This window comes from Mesorhizobium sp. M0062 (assembly GCF_040323125.1).
GTDB lineage: Bacteria > Pseudomonadota > Alphaproteobacteria > Rhizobiales > Rhizobiaceae > Mesorhizobium.
On record NZ_JAMYUO010000004.1, the window covers coordinates 244,611 to 264,095 of the forward strand.

The 19,485-nt window shown below is 62.9% G+C and carries 17 protein-coding genes and 1 pseudogene; 3 read left to right on the forward strand and 15 right to left on the reverse strand.

From position 1 onward, the window contains the following. Positions 1-41 precede the first annotated feature (41 nt). Complete coding sequence (msrB, locus tag NKJ64_RS07360; protein ID WP_013529102.1) at positions 42-446, forward strand: peptide-methionine (R)-S-oxide reductase MsrB; 405 nt, start codon at positions 42-44, stop codon at positions 444-446. A 62-nt stretch (positions 447-508) separates the two neighbouring features. Here msrB and NKJ64_RS07365 read toward each other — a convergent pair whose 3' ends face one another. From NKJ64_RS07365 to NKJ64_RS07425, 13 genes and pseudogenes are all read right to left on the reverse strand, one after another. Continuing rightward, the gene (locus NKJ64_RS07365) at positions 509-820 is read right to left on the reverse strand and encodes a hypothetical protein (protein ID WP_031196451.1); all 312 of its coding nucleotides are present in this window, start codon (positions 818-820) and stop codon (positions 509-511) included. A 7-nt stretch (positions 821-827) separates the two neighbouring features. After that, positions 828-1,268: a hypothetical protein gene (locus NKJ64_RS07370; RefSeq protein WP_352462247.1), complete on the reverse strand. Its 441-nt coding sequence runs from the start codon at positions 1,266-1,268 to the stop codon at positions 828-830. A gap of 93 nt (positions 1,269-1,361) precedes the next feature. Continuing rightward, on the reverse strand, positions 1,362-1,622 hold the full coding sequence (locus NKJ64_RS07375; protein ID WP_023668722.1) for a DUF2312 domain-containing protein: 261 nt from the start codon (positions 1,620-1,622) through the stop codon (positions 1,362-1,364). Between the two features lie 149 nt (positions 1,623-1,771). After that, positions 1,772-5,230 carry a pyruvate carboxylase gene (pyc, locus tag NKJ64_RS07380; protein WP_352462248.1) on the reverse strand — a complete coding sequence of 1,153 codons (3,459 nt, stop codon included), beginning with the start codon at positions 5,228-5,230 and terminating at the stop codon, positions 1,772-1,774. Positions 5,231-5,511: 281 nt separating this feature from the next. Beyond that, entirely contained in the window at positions 5,512-6,633 is a 1,122-nt protein-coding gene (locus NKJ64_RS07385) for a branched-chain amino acid ABC transporter substrate-binding protein (RefSeq protein ID WP_023668720.1), read from the reverse strand. Between the two features lie 137 nt (positions 6,634-6,770). Continuing rightward, positions 6,771-7,118: a DUF6867 family protein gene (locus NKJ64_RS07390; RefSeq protein ID WP_023668719.1), complete on the reverse strand. Its 348-nt coding sequence runs from the start codon at positions 7,116-7,118 to the stop codon at positions 6,771-6,773. 112 nt (positions 7,119-7,230) lie between these two features. Continuing rightward, a complete protein-coding gene (locus NKJ64_RS07395) occupies positions 7,231-7,959 on the reverse strand; it encodes an ABC transporter ATP-binding protein (protein WP_023668718.1) in 729 nt (242 codons plus the stop codon). A gap of 20 nt (positions 7,960-7,979) precedes the next feature. After that, positions 7,980-9,086 (reverse strand): annotated as a pseudogene (locus NKJ64_RS07400) (ABC transporter ATP-binding protein); the annotation flags it as partial. Further along, on the reverse strand, positions 9,086-10,681 hold the full coding sequence (livM, locus tag NKJ64_RS07405) for a high-affinity branched-chain amino acid ABC transporter permease LivM (protein WP_023829295.1): 1,596 nt from the start codon (positions 10,679-10,681) through the stop codon (positions 9,086-9,088). The gene livM and the pseudogene NKJ64_RS07400, both read right to left, overlap by 1 nt. Before the next feature lie 4 nt (positions 10,682-10,685). Further along, positions 10,686-11,588: a branched-chain amino acid ABC transporter permease gene (locus tag NKJ64_RS07410; RefSeq protein WP_023668715.1), complete on the reverse strand. Its 903-nt coding sequence runs from the start codon at positions 11,586-11,588 to the stop codon at positions 10,686-10,688. Positions 11,589-12,048: 460 nt separating this feature from the next. Next, positions 12,049-13,050 (reverse strand): 4-hydroxyproline epimerase, encoded by a 1,002-nt coding sequence (locus tag NKJ64_RS07415; RefSeq protein WP_023712006.1) that lies wholly within the window; start codon positions 13,048-13,050, stop codon positions 12,049-12,051. Positions 13,051-13,063: 13 nt separating this feature from the next. Continuing rightward, complete coding sequence (locus NKJ64_RS07420; RefSeq protein ID WP_280940450.1) at positions 13,064-14,482, reverse strand: NAD(P)/FAD-dependent oxidoreductase; 1,419 nt, start codon at positions 14,480-14,482, stop codon at positions 13,064-13,066. Between the two features lie 51 nt (positions 14,483-14,533). Next, positions 14,534-15,427, reverse strand: coding sequence for a dihydrodipicolinate synthase family protein (locus NKJ64_RS07425; protein ID WP_352462251.1), 894 nt, complete (start codon positions 15,425-15,427; stop codon positions 14,534-14,536). Between the two features lie 69 nt (positions 15,428-15,496). Between NKJ64_RS07425 and NKJ64_RS07430 the strand changes: the two genes are divergently transcribed. Then, the gene (locus NKJ64_RS07430; RefSeq protein WP_050588433.1) at positions 15,497-16,186 is read left to right on the forward strand and encodes a GntR family transcriptional regulator; all 690 of its coding nucleotides are present in this window, start codon (positions 15,497-15,499) and stop codon (positions 16,184-16,186) included. A 36-nt stretch (positions 16,187-16,222) separates the two neighbouring features. Here NKJ64_RS07430 and NKJ64_RS07435 read toward each other — a convergent pair whose 3' ends face one another. Further along, positions 16,223-16,522, reverse strand: a complete 300-nt coding sequence (locus tag NKJ64_RS07435; RefSeq protein WP_023728657.1) for a hypothetical protein — start codon at positions 16,520-16,522, stop codon at positions 16,223-16,225. A 203-nt stretch (positions 16,523-16,725) separates the two neighbouring features. After that, positions 16,726-18,222, reverse strand: coding sequence for a CoA-acylating methylmalonate-semialdehyde dehydrogenase (locus NKJ64_RS07440; protein WP_023684131.1), 1,497 nt, complete (start codon positions 18,220-18,222; stop codon positions 16,726-16,728). Between the two features lie 365 nt (positions 18,223-18,587). On the opposite strand from NKJ64_RS07440, the gene NKJ64_RS07445 reads away from it, so the two are divergent. Next, positions 18,588-19,469, forward strand: a complete 882-nt coding sequence (locus NKJ64_RS07445; protein ID WP_023693153.1) for a LysR family transcriptional regulator — start codon at positions 18,588-18,590, stop codon at positions 19,467-19,469. Positions 19,470-19,485 lie beyond the last annotated feature (16 nt).

Consider the following 19,485-nt stretch of genomic DNA (forward strand, 5'->3'; position numbering starts at 1 on the left):
GCTTGCAACCAACAACAAGCCGCCAAGGCTGAGGAGATCAAATGGACACCCACACCTACCCTGTCACCCGCACCGACGCCGAATGGCGCGCCCGCCTGACGCCCGAGCAATATGCGGTCATGCGCGGCCATGGCACCGAACGGCCCGGAAGCTGCGCGCTGCTCTACGAAAAGCGCGCCGGCACCTTTTCCTGCGTCGGCTGCGACCAGCCGCTGTTCGAATCCAAGCTCAAGTTCGAGAGCGGCACCGGCTGGCCGAGCTTCAATGATCCGGTGCCCGGTTCGGTCGAAAACACCGTCGACCGCAGCTACGGCATGGTCCGCACCGAATGCCACTGCGCCCGCTGCGGCAGCCATCTCGGCCATGTCTTCGAGGACGGCCCGCCGCCGACCGGCCTGCGCTATTGCATCAACGGCGTGGCGCTGAAATTCGAGCCGGCGGCTTAAGCCGCGGCTTGACCACCATCTTCAAAGGGCGGCTTCGGCCGCCCTTTTTCGTGTCAATCTTCTCAGACAACCACCACCAGGATCAGCCAAAGCGTAGCCCCGAGGGTCATCAACGAAGCCTTGGCGCCACTGGATTTTTCCGTGGTTCGCCAGACGGCAAAGGTCAGAAAGATGTTGTAGGGCACGGGCGCGAAATGCACCGCCAGGACGACGGCGAGCGGCAGCTTCAAGCCGAGCAGAATGAGCGCGGCCACCGACGAGGTGATGTTGATCGCCGTGCCGACAAGGACTAGATCGCGCCAGAACAACCGCTCGACCGGAACCGCGCCTTGCCAGCGCGAGCCGAAGAAGGATCCGATGCTTTGCACCAACACCTGATAGCTATCCCTCTCCCAGCACGTCGGTGACGGCGCGCTCGAAGCGCGAGCATTCCGTCACCAGCCAGTCGGCCATGGCCGGCCAGTTGTCCTCGGCATAGCAGTTCACCCGCCACATCGAATTGGTGCCGAGGGCCTCGCAGCTCTGCTCCGGCCTGAGCTTCAGCCTGTCTTCGATTGCCGGTTGGAACGGCTTCAGCCGCGACCAGACCCCGGTCGCGCCGAACTTCTCGTTACGGCCGAAAAAGACGCCAACTTGGCTTTGCGCCGGCGCGACATACATGGACAGGACCAGAGCGAAGTCGGGCAGCCCGCGCTGCCAGAACCAGGGTCCGCGCCGCGCCATGGAAGCGCGTTCCTCCGGATGCCGTTCGGCGAACAGCGCCCAGAAGCTGCGTTGGCGGAATTCAGAGGCGCGGCGGGCGCCGAAGTCGAATTCGCTCATGGTTCGATGCCCGTTCCAGCATCATTCCTTGGCCCGAGACTGTTTCGAAATTCGCTCCGGCGATATCAGCCGGAGTAGAATTTCCAGACAGCCTTACACCATGCCGAGCGCGGCCTTGTAGAGATCGAGGATGGTTTCCTCTTCCTGGCGCTCGGCCTGGTCCTTCTTGCGCAGCCGGATGATCGACCGCATCGCCTTGGTGTCGAAGCCGGTGCCCTTGGCCTCGGCGAACACTTCCTTGATGTCGTCGGCGATGGTCTTCTTTTCTTCCTCGAGCCGCTCGATGCGCTCGATGAAGGCGCGCAACTGGCCGGCGGCAACAGTCTGGCTGGTATCTGTGATGTCGTCGGCCATGTTTTTTCTCCGCTACTTTTTAAGCACCGCGATTCTGGGCGGTAAATTGGGAGCGGGTTCGATGCCCGAGCAGGCGCGGCGGGTCAAGCCATTATCGGCGCTTCGTGAACGGCTGCTGCCAGCCGTCCCCAGTGTGATGGATCCGCGCGTCAGCCAAACGCGATCAACAGATCCTTCGCATCGATCTGATCGCCGGCCTTGACCAGCACTTCGGCCACTGTGCCGTCGCGCTCGGCATGCAGGGCCGTCTCCATCTTCATGGCTTCGATCGACAACAGCACGTCGCCGGCCTTGACCGCTTGGCCGGCGGCAACCGAAAGGGCGGAGACCACGCCCGGCATCGGCGCGCCGACATGCGCCTCGTTGCCGGGCTCGGCCTTGCGCCGAGCCTTGGCCGCCGAGGCGCCATGCGCCCTGTCCGGCACCCGGACACGGCGCGGCTGGCCGTTGAGCTCGAAGAACACGGTGACCATGCCCTTCTCATCGACGTCGCCGATCGCAAGGCAGCGCACTACAAGCGTCTTGCCTTTTTCGATGTCCAGGAAGATCTCGTCTTCGGACTTCATGCCGTAGAAATAGGTCGGCGTCGGCAGCACACTGACCGGCCCGTAGGTTTCCTGCGCGGCGGCGAAGTCGGTGAACACCTTCGGATACATCAGCCAGGAGGCGAATTCGTACTCCGAGAGCTTGCGCTCCAGCTTCTGCTCGATCTCCTTGCGGCTGGCCTTGAGGTCGGCTGGCTTGAGCAGCGAGCCCGGGCGCTCGGTGATCGGCTTGCTTTCCTTCAGTGCCTTCTTCTGCAGCTTCGCAGGCCAGCCGCCGGGCGACTGGCCGAGATCGCCGCGCAGCATCGAGACGACCGAGTCCGGGAAGGCGATGTCCTTGGCTGGGTTTTCGACGTCGGCAACGGTCAGATCCTGGCTCACCATCATCAGCGCCATGTCGCCGACCACCTTGGACGACGGCGTCACCTTGACGATGTCACCGAACATCAAATTGACGTCGTGATAGGCTTGTGCCACCTCGTGCCAACGCGTTTCCAGCCCCAGCGAACGCGCCTGTTCCTTGAGGTTGGTGAACTGGCCGCCCGGCATTTCGTGCAGATAGACTTCCGAGGCTGGCCCCTTGAGGTCGCTTTCGAAGGCGGCATACTGGTTGCGCACCGCTTCCCAGTAGAAGGAGATTTTGCGGATCCATTGCGGATCGAGGCCGGGATCGCGCTCGGTTCCCTTCAGCGCCTCGACGATCGAGCCCAGGCAAGGCTGCGAGGTGTTGCCGGAGAAGGAATCCATCGCCGCGTCGATGGCGTCGACGCCACTTTCCACGCCCGCCAGCACCGTCGCCGCCGACAGGCCTGACGTGTCGTGGGTGTGGAAATGGATCGGCAGGTCGGTGGCCTCGCGCAGCGCCTTGAACAGCACGCGGGCGGCGGCAGGCTTCAAAAGCCCGGCCATGTCCTTGACGGCGATGATATGGGCGCCGGCTGCCTGCAATTCTTTCGCCAACCCGACATAGTATTTAAGGTCGTATTTGGCGCGCGCCGGATCGAGGATGTCGCCGGTGTAGCAGATCGCCGCTTCGACCAGCTTGCCCTCGGCGCCCACCGCGTCCATGGCGACGCGCATATTCTCGACCCAGTTCAGGCAGTCGAAGACGCGGAACAGGTCGACCCCACCGGCCGCTGCCTGGCTGACGAAATGTTGCACGACATTGTCGGGATAGTTGGTGTAGCCGACGCCATTGGCGCCGCGCAGAAGCATCTGCAGCAAAAGGTTGGGGGCCGCTTCGCGCACTTTGCTCAGCCGCTCCCACGGATCCTCGGTCAGGAAGCGCATGGCGACGTCGAAAGTGGCGCCGCCCCAGCATTCCAGCGACAGCAGCCGCGGCAGCGCCCGCGCATAGGTGCCGGCGATGCCGGCAATGTCATGCGTGCGCATACGGGTGGCGAGCAGCGACTGGTGGCCGTCGCGCATCGTCGTGTCGGTGACAAGCACCTCTTTTTGCTCACGCATCCAGGCAGCGAATTTCTCCGGCCCCAACGCGTCGAGCTTCTGCTTGCTGCCATCAGGCACATTGCCGTTGAGATAGGGCACGACAGGCGCTGCCGCATCGGCCTTGGGCATCGGACGGCCGCGGGTTTCGGGATGGCCGTTGACGCTGACGTCGGCCAGATAGTTGAGCAGCTTGGTGGCGCGGTCCTGCCGCTTCACCTGCGCGAACAGCTCCGGCGTCGTGTCGATGAACCTGGTCGTATAGGAATTGTCGGCGAAGCGCGGGTGGTTGATGATTGCCTCGAGGAAGGTGAGGTTGGTCGCCACGCCGCGGATGCGGAACTCGCGCAAGGCCCGGTTCATGCGGGCGATCGCCTCGGCCGGTGTCGGCGCCCAGGCAGTCACCTTCTCCAGCAGCGGATCGTAGAAGCGGGTGATGACCGCGCCCGAATAGGCGGTGCCGCCGTCGAGGCGGATGCCGAAACCGGCGGCTTCGCGATAAGCGGTGATGCGGCCGTAGTCCGGAATGAAACTATGCTCCGGATCCTCGGTCGTGATGCGGCACTGCAGCGCGTGACCGTTCAGCCTGATGTCGGCCTGCGCCGGCACGCCCGACTCTTTCGTGCCGATGGCAAAGCCGTCCAGTATGTGGATCTGCGCCTTGACGATGTCGATGCCGGTCACCTGCTCGGTCACGGTGTGCTCGACCTGGATGCGCGGATTGACCTCGATGAAGTAGAACTTGCCGGTGTCGGCGTCCTGCAGGAATTCCACCGTGCCGGCGCCGATATAGCTGGTCTCCCGCGCGATCTTGAGCGCATAGCCGCAAAGCTCCTGGCGCAATGCCTCGCTGAGGTAGGGCGCCGGCGCCCGTTCGACGACCTTCTGGTTGCGGCGCTGGATCGAGCAGTCGCGCTCGAACAGATGTACAGCGTTGCCATGCGTGTCGCCGAGCACCTGGACCTCGACATGGCGAGCGCGCTCGATCAGCTTTTCGAGATAGACCTCGTCCTTGCCGAAGGCGGCCTTGGCCTCGCGCTTGCCTTCCATCACCTCGCGGGAGAGGTCGGCTTCCGCGCGGATGGCGCGCATGCCGCGCCCGCCGCCGCCCCACGATGCCTTGAGCATCACCGGATAGCCGACTGTCTTGGCGAGCTGCTTGACTGCTTCCATGTCGTCCGGCAGCGGTTCGGTTGCCGGCACCACCGGCACGCCAACCTCGATGGCCAGATTGCGCGCGGCGACCTTGTTGCCGAGCCGGCGCATCGTGTCGGGCTTCGGTCCGATGAAGGTGATGCCGGCCTCGGCGCAGGCATCTGCGAATTCAGGGCTTTCCGACAGAAGGCCATAGCCCGGGTGGATGGCGTCGGCGCCGGACAGCCTGGCGACCCGGATCACTTCCTCGATCGACAGATAGCTTTCGATCGGCCCCATGTCCCTGGCCAGATGCGGCCCGCGCCCGACCTGGTAGCTTTCATCAGCCTTGAACCGATGCAGCGAATATTTGTCCTCCTCGGCCCAGATCGCCACGGTTTTGAGGCCGAGCTCGTTGGCCGCGCGAAAGACGCGGATGGCAATTTCGGACCGGTTGGCGACGAGGATCTTCGTGATGGCCAAGGAAGCAGGCTCCGGACAGGAGGGTGGGGCAGAGGCATGATTAACGCGAAAATGCTGCAGTGCAACCAAAATCGGGGAGAGGTTAAACCGATTTAAATGCGATTCTAGCACCACGGCTCGAAAAGCTGCGTGCGATTGGCGTCGCGAGGTGACGCTAATTGTCGTGCCCGCACAAATTCGACCCCGGCTAACGGCTTATCCAGCCACCCTCGCTGCCGCCCTGTCACCAAAGAAAAATGCCCGGCGCGAACGCCGGGCATTAAATAGAGCTGTGTTCCGAATTACGACTTCGGGAACCAGGAGATCTTGCCGTCCGGACCCTTCTTCCATTCGTACATGATATAGCCCGGGAGCTTCGGATCGCCCTTCGCGTCATAGGCGAGATCGCCCAGAACGGTCTTGAACGGGCCCTTCTCGTGCAGCGCCTTGGCCACTTCCACGGGGTCGTTCGACTTGGCCACGGCAGCAGCCTCGGCGATCACCTGCATGGCGGCGTAGGAGTAGAGAGTGTAGGCTTCCGGCTCGAAGCCCTGGGCGCGGAACTTCTCGACCAGTGCCTTGTTCTCGGGGATCAGACGCGGATCTGGACCGAAGGTGTTGAGCGTACCGATAACCGCATCGCCGGCGATCGCAGCCAGCTCGTCGGTCACGATGCCGTCGCCCGACATCAAGGTAGCCTTGAGGCCCTGGTCCGCCGACTGGCGGATGATCAGGCCGGCTTCGGTATGCAGGCCGCCCCAATAGATCAGGGTGACGCCGGCGTCCTTCATCTTGGCGATCAGCGCCGAGAAGTCCTTGTCGCCGACATTGACGCCTTCATACATGACTTCGGTCAGACCGGCTGCGTTCATCGCCTTCTTGGTCTCGTCGGCAAGGCCCTGACCATAGGGGGTCTTGTCGTGGATGACGGCAACCTTGGCGTCCTTGAAGTTGGTCGCGATATAGCCGCCGGCGATGCCGCCCTGCTGGTCATCGCGTCCGCAGGTGCGGAACACGTTCCACAGGCCGCGCTCGGTGAATTTCGGGTTGGTCGCCGCAGGCGTCACTTCGACGATGTTGTTGTCGACGTAGACTTCCTGCGAAACCGGGATCGAGACGCCCGAGTTGAAGTGGCCGATCACGAATTTCACGCCGTCGCCGACGAACTTGTTGCCGACCGAAATGCCCTGCTTCGGATCCGAGACGTCGTCGCCGACTTCGAGCTTGATCTGCTCGCCGTTCATGCCGCCTGCTGCGTTGATGTCGGCAACGGCCGCTTCCGCACCCTTCTGCAGCTGCGCACCGAAGGCCGCATTCGGACCGGTGATCGGACCTGCGACGCCGACGATAACGTCAGCCCATGCATTGCCACCGAACGCGACAAGCGCGGTCAGGGCAACGGCGGACAAAAGTGATTTCTTCATTTAAACGCTCCCATTTACGAGGTGGGCGTGGATGAAACTTTCATGCGATGCCCACCCTTATCGCAGAAAGCGTACTTTGCCGATTTTCAGGCCCTTGTCACGCCGATTCATCCCCGGAACGGCGTTAATGATGAACGTCAACCTTTCGGTTTCCAGCTTAAGATCGAAGCCCGTTCGTAAAGCCAATTATACTGCGTCACCATCTGGTTCGTACGCGTGTATTGATAGCCGACAAACCCCAATATCATGAGCACGATTGTGTCCACGACATAGTATTGTAGCGAAAACATCGTGCCGCCGAACAAGGCATGATGGATGAACCTGATGCCGATGCCGAGGCCCAGCAGATAGGCGAACAGCGCCGGCAGGCTGCGCCATGTCTGGGCGCTGGCCTTGCCGGTCATCCATGCCGCCCAGCCGCCGAGCAGACAGGTGACGAAGAAGAACTGCCAGATGGAAGGTTCCTCGTGAAGAATGCCTTGCATGATGAAGACTCCCTAGCATGATCCCGAAAAGTTGCAGACTTTTCGGACAAAGGTCATGCGACAAACAAACAAGTTGGAGCGGAATACCGTATGCATACATTCCGCTCCAAAATCAGTGATGGCCGCCTTCGAGATAGGCCGCCCGCACTTCCGGATTGGCGAGCAATTCCTTGCCTGTGCCGCTCATGGTCACGTTGCCGTTGACCATGACATAGCCGCGCGTGGCGAGCTTGAGCGCACCGAAGGCGTTCTGCTCGACCAGGAACACGGTCAGCCCTTGCGTGCGGTTCAGCTCGCGGATGGCATCGAAGATCTGCTTGACGATCAGCGGCGCCAGACCCAGCGACGGCTCGTCGAGCAACAGCAGCTTAGGCCGCGCCATCAGCGCACGTCCGATCGACAGCATCTGCTGCTCACCGCCCGACAGCGTGCCGCCGCGCTGGGCAATGCGCTCCTTGAGGCGCGGGAACAGCGCGAACACCTTCTCAGCATCTTCGTCATAGTGCTTGAGATTGTCGAGACCAGCGCCCATCTGCAGGTTTTCCATCACCGTCATGCGCGGGAAAATGCGCCTGCCTTCCGGCGACTGCGCAATGCGCATGCGGGCGATCTCGTGCGTCGGCATCTGGGTGATGTCGGTGCCGGCGAAAGTGATTGAGCCGGCACGAGCGCGCGGCGCACCGAAGATGGTCATCATCAGCGTCGACTTGCCGGCGCCGTTGGCGCCGATCAGCGCGACGATCTCGCCCTGGTTGACGTGGACATCGACGCCGTTCAGCGCCTTGATGTTGCCGTAGTAGGTCTCGACGCCCTTGATGTCGAGCAGCGTTGTCTCGGCCATCACTTACGCCCTCCGCGCGGCTTGCCTGTCGGGGATTTGGTGGCCGCCGGTTTGGACTTGGCCGTTAGACGCTCGGACGGTGCTCTTGGCGCGGAGTTGGCTCTTGTATCGTATTGGGTGGCCTTTGAAGCTCCCTTCGACACTGTGACCCGCTCGCCCTGGCTGTGGCCGATCGTGTCGCTTACCGGGCCGGCGAGATAGGAAGACGATGTGCCTGGTCCGTGAGCCGAATCCGGCCCGATGTCCAGCTGCTCGATGACGTCTTCATCGCCGACCTCGGTCAGCACCGTCTCGACCTCCTCGTCGTCGACGCCGAGATAGGCGGCGATGACGCGCGGGTCGGTACGCACCGATTGCGGGCTGCCGTCGGAAATCTTGCGGCCATATTCAAGCACCACGACATGGTCGGAAATCTGCATGACCACCGACATGTCATGTTCAATCAGCAGGATCGAGGTACTGCTCTTGATGTCCATCAGCAGCGAATTCAGCGCAGCCGACTCCTTCGGATTGAGACCGGCCGCAGGCTCGTCGAGGCACAGAAGTTCGGGCCCAGTGCACATGGCGCGCGCAATCTCGAGGCGCCGCTGCGCGCCATAGGGCAGGTCGCCGGCCGGATCGTCGGCGCGATCGACAAGGTCGGCCTTCTCCAGCCAGTGCTTGGCAAGCTCCACCGATTCAGCCGAGGCTCTGCGGTAGCCGCCGATCCCGAACAGGCCCAGGATCGTGTAGCCGGATGCCTTCATCAGCTTGTTGTGCTGGGCAACCAGCAGATTCTCCAGCAGCGTCATGCCCGAGAACAGGCGGATGTTCTGGAAGGTGCGCGCCACCTTGGCGCGCGCCGGGATCTCATGATTGGGCAGCCGTTCGAGCAGGAAGCTCGAGCCGTCGGCCCGGTTGAGCGTAATCATGCCTTCCGACGGCTTGTAGAAGCCGGTGATGCAATTGAAGACGGTGGTCTTGCCGGCGCCATTGGGTCCGATCAGAGCGGTGATCTCGCCGCGCTTGGCCTGGAACGACAGGTCGCCGATGGCGATCAGGCCGCCGAACTTCATCGAAAGATGCTCGACCTGGAGGATGGCGTCTTTCATACCCGGATTGGTCTTCTGAATGGAGGTCGCGCTCATCAGCCGTGCCCTTCCTTGGTGAAGGAGGCGGAGACCGCTTTTCGTTCACTGAGGAAGGCCGTCGGTTCACGGCTGCCGACAAAGCCGCGCGGCTTCCACAGCATGACGATGACCATCGCCATGCCGAACAAAAGCATGCGGTAAAGCTCCGGGGTGAAATCTTTTCCGAAGACACTTTTCAGGAAATCGAGTTCGCGCAGCGCCTCGGTGCCGCCGATCATCACCAGCGCGGCGACCGCGATGCCGACCAGCGAGCCCATGCCGCCGAGCACCACGATGGCCAGGATGATCGCCGATTCGAGGAAGACGAAGGATTCAGGGCTGACGAAGCCTTGCCGTGCGGCGAAGAAGGCGCCGGCAAAACCGCCGAACATGGCGCCGGTGGCAAAGGCGGTGAGCTTGGTGGTGGTGGTGTTGATGCCAAGCGAGCGGCAGGCAATCTCGTCCTCGCGCAGCGCCTCCCAGGCGCGGCCGACAGGCATGCGCCTGAGCCTGATGGTGACGAAGGCGGTCAGCAGCGCCAGCCCGAGAATGAGATAGTAGAGGAAGATCTTGTAGTAGGCGCTTGACTGGGCGATGTGCAGCACCTTGCCGATATAGTTCGGGTCGGTCGAATTAAACGTCATCAGGCCGAAGAAGGTGACCTTCGGGATGCCGGAGATGCCGGCCGAGCCGTTGGTGACTTCACGCCAGTTGATCAGCACCAGGCGGATGATCTCGCCGAAGGCCAGCGTCACGATCGCCAGGTAATCGCCACGAAGCCTGAGCACCGGAAAGCCGAGCATAACGCCCCAGAAGGCGGCCATGGCGCCGGCGGCGGGCAGCAGGATCCAGAACGACAGGCCGTATTGCGAACCGAGCAACGCATAGGCATAGGCGCCGACCGCGTAAAAGGCGACGTAGCCGAGATCGAGCAGGCCGGCGAGGCCGACGACGATGTTCAGCCCCCAGGCCAGCATCACATAGATCAGGATCTGGATGCCGAAATTGTCGACCCACTTCAACGAGCCCTGCAGGCCGCCGGTTATCGACCACGCGTAGATCGACAGCACCACGACGACGAGGATCGGGTATAGCACCAGCGCCGCAATCCCGAGCTTGGTGAAATTGGCGTGGATGAAGGAGCGGAAATAGAAGATCACGCAAGCGAGCGCGTAAATGACGGCCAATGCGCGCAGGAACTGAAGGTAGCCGGCCAGATCGGGTCCCACCAACACCGGCAGGGCGCTGCCGAACGCAACCAGGACAACCGCCAGCACGACGGCGACGATGAAGGCCGGAAGCAGGAAGAAGCGCGACGCGACGCTCGCCGGCAACAGGCCGGTGGCGACATTGGTGATCTTCTGATTGGCCATGAACGGCTGGCCATATGCAATGTAGAAGAAGCGGCCAAGCATGGTCAGCACGACCACGGTGATGAGCAGCAACCAGCGCTGCACCAGGATCAGCTGGTTGCTTATGTTCTGGTCGGTCTTCAGGCCGATGAAGAGAATGAACAACCCCAGCGAGATGGCGCCGGCATAGAACGCTTCGCGCAATGCACGCTGCACGGGGGAGGCGACGGTGTCGCGCTCCGAGGATACGGAAACCGCCATTGTCTCAGACCTTTTCGACTTCTGGCCGGCCCAAAATGCCGGAAGGCAGGAAGATCAGCACGATCGCCAGGATCGAGAACGCCGCGACGTCCTTGTAGTCGATCGAGAAATACGCCGACCACATGCTCTCGATGAAGCCGATCAAAAGCCCGCCAAGCACCGCGCCCGGCAGAGACCCGATGCCGCCGAGAACGGCCGCGGTGAAGGCCTTGACCCCCGGCACAAAGCCGTCGGAAAAGGCGATGACGCCGTAATACATCAGGAACAACGTGCCCGCGACGGCCGCAAGCGCTGCACCCATGATAAAGGTGATCGAGATCGTACGGTCGACATCGACACCGAGCAGCGCCGCCATCTTGCGGTCCTGCTCGCACGCCCTTTGCGCCCGGCCGAGGGAAGTCCTGTTGACCAGGTACCAGAACAGCGCCAGCAGCAGGGCGGTGACGACGACGATGATGATCTGCTTCAGCGACACGCTGATGCCGTTGATGTTGTAGACCTGGCTGACCATCGGCGGGATCGGCTTGTTGCGCGGGCCCTGCGTCACCTGGATGAAGTTCGACAGCGCGATCGACATGCCTATGGCGGTGATCAGCGGCGCCAGCCGGAACGAACCGCGCAGCGGCCGGTACGCCACCTTCTCGATCGTCCAGTTGTAGAGGCTGGTGAGCAGCATCGCCACGATCATCATGATCAGCAGCGCCAGGACGACCGGCACCGAATAGAACAAGGAGCCGAGGATGAGGAAGACGACGAGGGCGGCGAATGCCCCGACCATGAAAATGTCGCCGTGGGCGAAGTTGATCATGCCGATGATGCCGTAGACCATCGTGTAGCCGATTGCGATCAGCCCATAGATCGATCCCAGCGTCAGCCCATTGATAAGCTGCTGGACAAAGTACTGCATGTGTACATGGCTCCCCTGGAATGTCGCCCATGCAGACGCATTCCTTTTCGTATTTCCCCTAGTCGTAAAGTTTCGAGCCCGGATTGCAACGTGATTTTTCAAACGTCGAGCGTGTTTTGCCGGCACGCCTTCCGATTGCCCGTTTTTTTGCTCCCGACCCCTGGACTATCGCGGACCCTATCATTGGCATAACGCAATGTCTTTGACGATTCAGCCGGGCCAGCGACCTCATTTCGAAGAAATCCCGGTCAAAATTCGGCGATGAGACGAATCCTTGCGCTGTTGGCGGGCTTCGTTTTTTAGCCACATTCCGTACTGACCAGCTGCAACATGGGTTCCTTCCCGACTATGGCGGTGGATGCCTCGCCCAACGCGCTAACCTTTCGCTGACTGGTTTCGCCAAGAGGTCCCGCTCTGGGTCCAAGTCTTGGTCTCGGTGGATGATCGGCAGCCTACCGTATCACTTAACCACAAAACCGTGCGCGAACGGATCGCGGTCGTCGATGAAGATGGTGTTCAGGCCGGTCATCCGCGCCCAGCCGCCGATCGAGGGAATGATGGCCGGCTTGCCGGCAACAGTGACGTCCTTCTCGACCTTGCCCTTGAACAGCGAGCCGATGATCGATTCGTGGACAAAACTGTCGCCGGCCTTGAGCTTGCCCTTGGCATGGAGCTGCGCCATGCGCGCCGAGGTGCCGGTGCCGCAAGGTGAGCGGTCGATCGCCTTGTCGCCATAGAAGACGGCGTTGCGTGCGTCGGCCCCCTCCACCGTCGGCTCGCCGGTCCACAGCATGTGGGACAGCCGGTTGATGCCGGGGTTTTCCGGATGCACGAACGAGTACTTCTCGTTGAGCCGCTGCCGCACCACGGGGCTCCAGGCGACGAAATCGCCGGCGGAATAATCAGCCATGTCGCGAAAATTCGCCTGCGGCTCGACGATTGCGTAGAAATTGCCGCCATAGGCGACATCGACGGTGATCTCGCCAAGCTGCGGGCAGTCGACCGTCAGTCCCTCGGCATAAAGGAAGGACGGTACATTCGTGATGCGCACCTCCTCGACATAGTCGCCGACTTGCTTGTATTCGGCGATGACCAGCCCGGCCGGTGTGTCGAGCCGGAGCACGCCGGGTGTCTTCGGCTTGATCAGCCCATGTTCGATGGCCATCGTCACCGTGCCGATCGTGCCGTGGCCGCACATCGGCAGGCAGCCCGACGTCTCGATGAACAGGATGGCTATGTCGCAATCCTCGCGCGTCGGCGGATAGAGGATCGAGCCCGACATGACGTCGTGGCCGCGCGGCTCGAACATCAGCCCGGTGCGGATCCAGTCATACTCCGCCAGGAAATGCGCCCGCCGCTCCATCATCGTCGACCCCTCGAGCAAGGGACCGCCGCCGGCGACCAGCCGCACCGGATTGCCGCAGGTATGGCCGTCGATGCAAAAGAAGGATTTTTTGGCCATGATTTCCTCGAACTCAAAACCGTTGCGGGCTGAAGGGAGCAAGATCGATCCGCGAAGTTTGCCCGAGAACAAGATCGCGGATCAAGCGGCCGCTGGCCGCCGCCTGGGTGAGGCCGAGATGGCCATGGCCAAAGGCGTAGACGACGTTGGACGCGGTGCGCGCCGCGCCGATGACGGGCAGCGAATCCGGCAGCGACGGGCGACACCCCATCCACTCGCGGCCACCTGACGCGTCCAGCCCCGGAAGGAATTGTCTGGCCTTTTCCAGCATGGCCTTCGAACGCGCAAAATTCGGCGGCCGGTCGAGACCGCCCAACTCGACGGCGCCGCCGACGCGCAAGCCCGTCTCGAGTGGCGTGATGACGAAGCCATGGCCGGAAAAGATCAGCATCCGCTGCACGTCGAAAGCGGTCTTCGGCAGTGTCGTGTTGTAGCCGCGCTCGGTTTCGAGCGGGATGGTGTCGCCAAGCGCCTTCGTCAGCAGATGCGACCATGCCCCGGCGGCCACGACAAGATGTCTTGCCTGCCTGGTCGTGCCGTCCGTCAGCGTCAGCGTCGCGCCATCAGGATTGGCGGCGACGCGCTCTATGCGCGCCTTTTCGAAACGCGCGCCCAGCCTTTCGGCATAGGCCCACACCCCCTTGCCGAGCAGTTTCGGATCGGCGACGGTCTTCCAGCCCGGCACGAAGGTGCCCTTGATGAAGCGCGGCGACAGTCCCGGCTGCAGCCGCGCCAGTTCGTCGCCTTCGACATGGCGAAAGCCGATGCCGAAGCGCTCGCGCGCCGCCCAGCCCGGCAGCCCGGCCTGAAATTCGGCCTCGCTTTCATAAAGCTCCAGCGAGCCGTCCTCGCGCAGCATCAGCCGCGTGCCGGAACGGTCGAGCAGGCCCATCCATTCAGCCTCGGCGAGCTTCATCATGCCTGCCTGAGCAGCAAGGCTCGCCTCATATTTTTCTGGTGCGCCAGCGCGCCAGAAGCGCAACAGCCAAGGCAACAGCTTCGGCAAGTAGGCCGGCGGGATGCTGAGTGGCCCGAGCGGATCGGCAAGCCATTTCGGCAAGTGCCGCATCATGCCCTTATGCGCCAGCGGCAGCACGTCGGAGAAGGCGAAGGCGGCGGCATTGCCGGAGCTCGTCTCCTCGCAGATGCCGGTGCGGTCGAAGACCGTGACGCTGCGCCCGGCCTCGGCCAGCATGGCCGCCGCGCAGATGCCGACAATGCCGCCACCGACAATGGCGATATCTACCCCTTCTCCCCGTTCACGGGGGTGAGGAGTGGTCCGCGAAGCGGTGGAAAAGCCGACTGCTTGGCTTTCCGAACGACGAACGCCCGGAGCGCCAGCGAAGGGCTGCGGGGCCCGAAGGGCGGATGAGGGGCGGCGGCCCTCCTCTGTGTCCCTGGAATTTCCTTGCACGTCGGCGCTGCCCCTCATCTGGCTGCCGCCATCTTCTCCCCGTGCACGTGCACGGGGAGAAGAAAGCCTTCAGAACTGCGGCAGCTTCGGCCGTACCGCCAGCGCGTCCTTGACGATCTTCTCGACCGCTTTGCGGCGCTCGCCCGACAGCGGCTGGCGCGGCATGCGCACGCGGTCATTTGTGTCGATCGCGAGCACTTCGGCAAGCTTGATGTTTTGGACCAGATAGGTCGAGACATCGAGATCGAGCAGCGGCCGGAACCAGCGGTAGATCGAAAGCGCCTCCTCGCGGCGGCCCTGCTTCATCAGCTGGTAGATGGCGACGGTCTCGCGCGGGAAGGCGACGACCAGACCCGCCACCCAGCCGATGGCGCCCACCGACAGCGCCTCGAAGGCGAGATTGTCGACGCCGGTGAACAAATCGTAGCGGTCGCCGAAGCGGTTGATGATCTCTGTCGAGCGGCGGATGTCGTCGGAGGACTCCTTGATGGCGACGAAGCGCTTGTCGGCGGCCAGTTCCTCCATCTGGTCGACGGTGACGTCGACGCGGTAGGCGAGGCGGTTGGAGTAGATCATCACCGGCAGGTCGCCGGCCTGAGCGACGGCGCGCAAGGCGGCGACCGTCTCTTCCGGGTTGGTGTGATAGATCGGGCTCGGTACCACCATCAGCCCGTTGGCGCCTTCCCGGCTCGCGCGCTTTGCGATGCTCGCCGCCTCGCGGGTGCCCGCCTCGTTGACCGTCAGCAGCACCGGCTTGTTGCCTGCAACTTTCTGGGCAGTCTTCAGCACCTCGATCTTCTCGTCATGCGACAGCATCGGCCCTTCGCCGAGCGAACCGCAGACGATGATACCGTCGCAGCCTGCCTCCATCTGCAAAGCAAGGCAGCGCTCCATCTCGGCATGATCGAGGCGGTCGTCATCAGTAAACTTGGTCGTGACGGCGGGGAAAACTCCGGTCCACATGATCGTCTCTCCATCTGATATATCAGCCGTATATCTATTTGAAAACCGGCTGTCAACGCGGAATTCGTTATGATATATGTGAGATATATCAGGAGCCCACCTTTGATATCCAGTGAGACAGCATACCCCGAGCCGGCCGCCGCCAAGGCCTACCATGTACTCGAGCATATGATCGTGACGTTGGAACTGGCGCCGGCGAGCTTTGTCACCGAAGGCGCCCTCATCGAGAAGCTGGCGCTAGGACGCACGCCGGTGCGCGAAGCGATCCAGCGCCTCGCCTGGGAAGGACTGCTGGATGTCAGGCCACGCGCCGGCATCGCCATTGCCCCGCTTCATCCCGGCGACTGGCTGCGCGTGCTGGATGCCAGGCGCGGCGTCGAGGTGGTGCTGGCGCGCTCGGCCGCCCGCTTCGTCACCCGTGAGGCCGCCGACCTGTTTCATGAGGCAGCCCTTGCCATGCAGAAGGCCGTCATCTCGGGCAATGTGCTGGCCTTCATCCAGGCCGACAAGGCGCTCGACGAGGCCTTGGCGATGGCCGCCGACAACCCGTTTGCGGCCCGTCTGGCCGCGCCCCTGCAGACCCACAGCCGCCGCTTCTGGTTCCGCTACAAGGCCGACACAGGACTGGCCGAATCGGCCGAACACCACGTCGCGCTAATCCGCTCGATCCTGGCCGGTGACGAAGAGGCTGCCGCCAAGGACGCCAAACGCCTTATGGCACTGCTGCGCGGCCATGCCGAAGTGGCCGCCACACGCTGAACTCCGTCTCTGCTCCAGACTTCCGACCGGTCTTTATCAGGTGCCCGGCAAGACTGCTGCCATAGCCGCCCCGTCCCAGCCTTCGCCAGCCGTGATGATGCAGCTTTGGCCGCGTGTGTCGGTGGCCAGGATGGTCCAGGTGCCCTGGTCGGAGACGAAGATCTCAAGCACCACATTCGGGTTCACCAGGCCACGTGCGGCTTGGCTTTCGTGGAACTTCTCGCCGAGCGCCTTGACCAGGTCGGTCCGCGCCGCGCATTGATCGGCTTTGGCCTGGGCGATGCCGGACATCGCGAACACCGCAAAGAACATCGCCGCCACAAGACGTCGTGTCATCTGACACCTCCTTGCGCCAGACGAGAACCCCGGCTGCAACCGGCGCTATTTTGATGGCCTGCACCACGGCAGGAATGCAATTTAAGGCAGATGACAGGCTCTTGGTTCCATCGCTTTAACGTGATGGCCAATGTCGGTTTCGTACAAAGAAAGGCCCAGGACGTTGAACCCAGGCCTTCTTGCCGATCTTCGAAATCGTCCGGTCAGTTCATCGTCGGGATGACGAACTCGGCACCGTCCTTGACGCCGGAGGGCCAGCGCGAGGTCACCGTCTTGGTCTTGGTGTAGAAGCGGAACGCGTCCGGGCCGTGCTGGTTGAGGTCGCCGAAGGACGACGCCTTCCAGCCGCCGAACGTGTAGTAAGCGATCGGAACCGGGATCGGCACGTTGATGCCGACCATGCCGACCTGGACGCGCGAAGCAAAATCACGAGCAGCATCACCGTCACGGGTGAAGATGGCGACGCCATTGCCCATCTCATGATCGTTGGCTAGCTTGATGGCGCTCTCATAGGTCGGCGCACGCACCACCGACAGCACCGGGCCAAAAATCTCTTCCTTGTAGATGCGCATGTCGGCGGTCACATTGTCGAACAGGCAGCCGCCCATATAGTAGCCATCCTCGTAGCCCTGCATGGAGAAGCCGCGGCCATCGACGACCAGCTTGGCGCCTTCCTTGACGCCGGTGTCGACATAACCCTTGACGCGTTCCAATGCCTGCGCCGTCACCAGCGGGCCGAAATCGGCGGACGAATCCGTCGACGGGCCGACCTTGAGGCTTTCGACACGCGGGATCAGCTTTTCCATCAGCCGGTTGGCGGTGTCGTTGCCGACGGGAACGGCAACCGAGATCGCCATGCAGCGCTCGCCGGCCGAGCCGTAGCCCGCGCCGATCAGCGCGTCGACGGTCTGGTCCATGTCGGCATCGGGCATGATGATCATGTGGTTCTTGGCGCCGCCGAAGCACTGCACGCGTTTTCCCGCGGCCGTGCCGCGCGAGTAGATGTAATGCGCGATCGGCGTCGAGCCGACAAAGCCGATAGCCTTGATATCAGGATCGTCGAGGATGGCGTCGACGACATCCTTGTCGCCATTGACGACGTTGAGAACGCCAGCCGGCAGGCCAGCCTCGAGGAACAGTTCGGCGATGCGCATCGGCACGCCAGGGTCACGCTCGGAAGGCTTCAGGATAAAGGCGTTGCCGCAGGCCAGCGCCGGGGCAATCTTCCACAACGGGATCATCGCCGGGAAATTGAACGGGGTGATGCCGGCAACGACGCCAAGCGGCTGGCGCATCGAATAGACATCGATGCCGGGGCCGGCGCCGTCGGTGAACTCGCCCTTCATCATGTGAGGCGCACCGATGCAGACTTCGACCACTTCGAGGCCGCGCTGGATGTCGCCCTTGGCGTCGGCGATGGTCTTGCCGTGCTCGCGCGCCAGGAGATCGGCCAGTTCGTCATAGTCGCGAGCAACCAGTTCAAGAAACTTCATCAGCACGCGCACACGCCGCTGCGGGTTGGTCGCAGCCCATTTGATCTGTGCTTCCTTGGCGTTCAGCACAGCCGCACGCAGTTCCGCCGGCGACGCCAGCGCCACCGTGCCGCGCACCGAGCCGTCCATGGGCTGCATGACGTCCTGCTTGCGCCCGCTGGTCCCGGCGACATGCTTGCCGCCGATGAAATGACCGTATTCGATCATGGTTTCTCTCCCTGAGTTTGTGATGAAGCATTCAACGCCTTTGCAGGCGCGAAGGCAACGCGAGGGGAAACGCAACCGTTGTGCAAGAAATAGACAACGAAGGACGAGTGTGCATTAATTGCCGCAAATTACAGATTGCTGAAAGGCCCGAAGGTTGCGCTCCGTCACACCCCCCTCTGTCCTGCCGGACATCTCCCCCGCAAGGGGGGAGATCAGATGTGGCCGCCGCCTTCGCAAATCTTCAACGCAGCAAAAGAGACGCAGGCGGCGGAGCTGCCAATCTCCCTCCTTGCGGGGGAGATGGCCGGCAGGCCAGAGGGGGGTGGGCGGGAACGCCGCGTTCGCCGCTAGCCCGGACCACCCCCATGAACTGGGATGACGTCCGCATCTTCCTCGCCGTGGCCCGCGCCGGGCAGATCCTTGGCGCCGCCAAGCGGCTGGAACTCAATCACGCCACCGTCTCGCGCCGCATCGCAGCGCTTGAGGATGCGTTACGGACAAAACTGTTTCGCCGGCTTACCACCGGCAGCGAGCTGACGCCGGCCGGCCAGCGCTTTCTCGACATTGCCGAGCGCATGGAAGCCGACATGATCGCCGCGCGCTCCGCCGTGTCGGGCGAAGGCGACGATATCTCAGGCACCGTGCGCATCGGCGCGCCCGACGGGTTTGGCGTCGCATTCCTCGCCACGCGTCTTGGCGCGCTGACCGCGCTGCACCGCGAACTCACCATCCAACTGGTGCCGGTGCCGCGCTCCTTCTCGCTGTCGCGGCGCGAGGCCGACATCGCCATCACCGTCGAGCGGCCGAGCGAAGGCAGGCTGGTGGCGGGAAAGCTGGTCGACTACACACTCGGCCTGTTTGCCTCGCGCGCCTATGCGCAGGCGCACGGCTTACCCGAAACCGCTGCCGAACTCGGCCAGCATACGCTGATCGGCTATGTCCCAGACCTGATCGTCAGCCCGTCGCTCGACTATGCGGCAGAGTTCAGCCCGGACTGGCGCACCAGCTTCGCCATCTCCTCAGCGCTGGGCCAGGCCGAAGCGGTGCGGTCGGGCGCTGGCATCGGCATCTTGCACACCTTTGTCGCCCGCTCGATGCCGGAGCTGATCCCCGTCGACATCGTGACGCCGATCCGCCGCGCCTACTGGCTGGTCTATCATGAATCGGTCCGGCCGCTGCGCCGCGTGCAGATCGTCGCCAACTTCATCACCAAGGCGGTCGAGAGAGAGCGCGGGCTGTTTGTCTGATGGCCGCGCCGCCTTG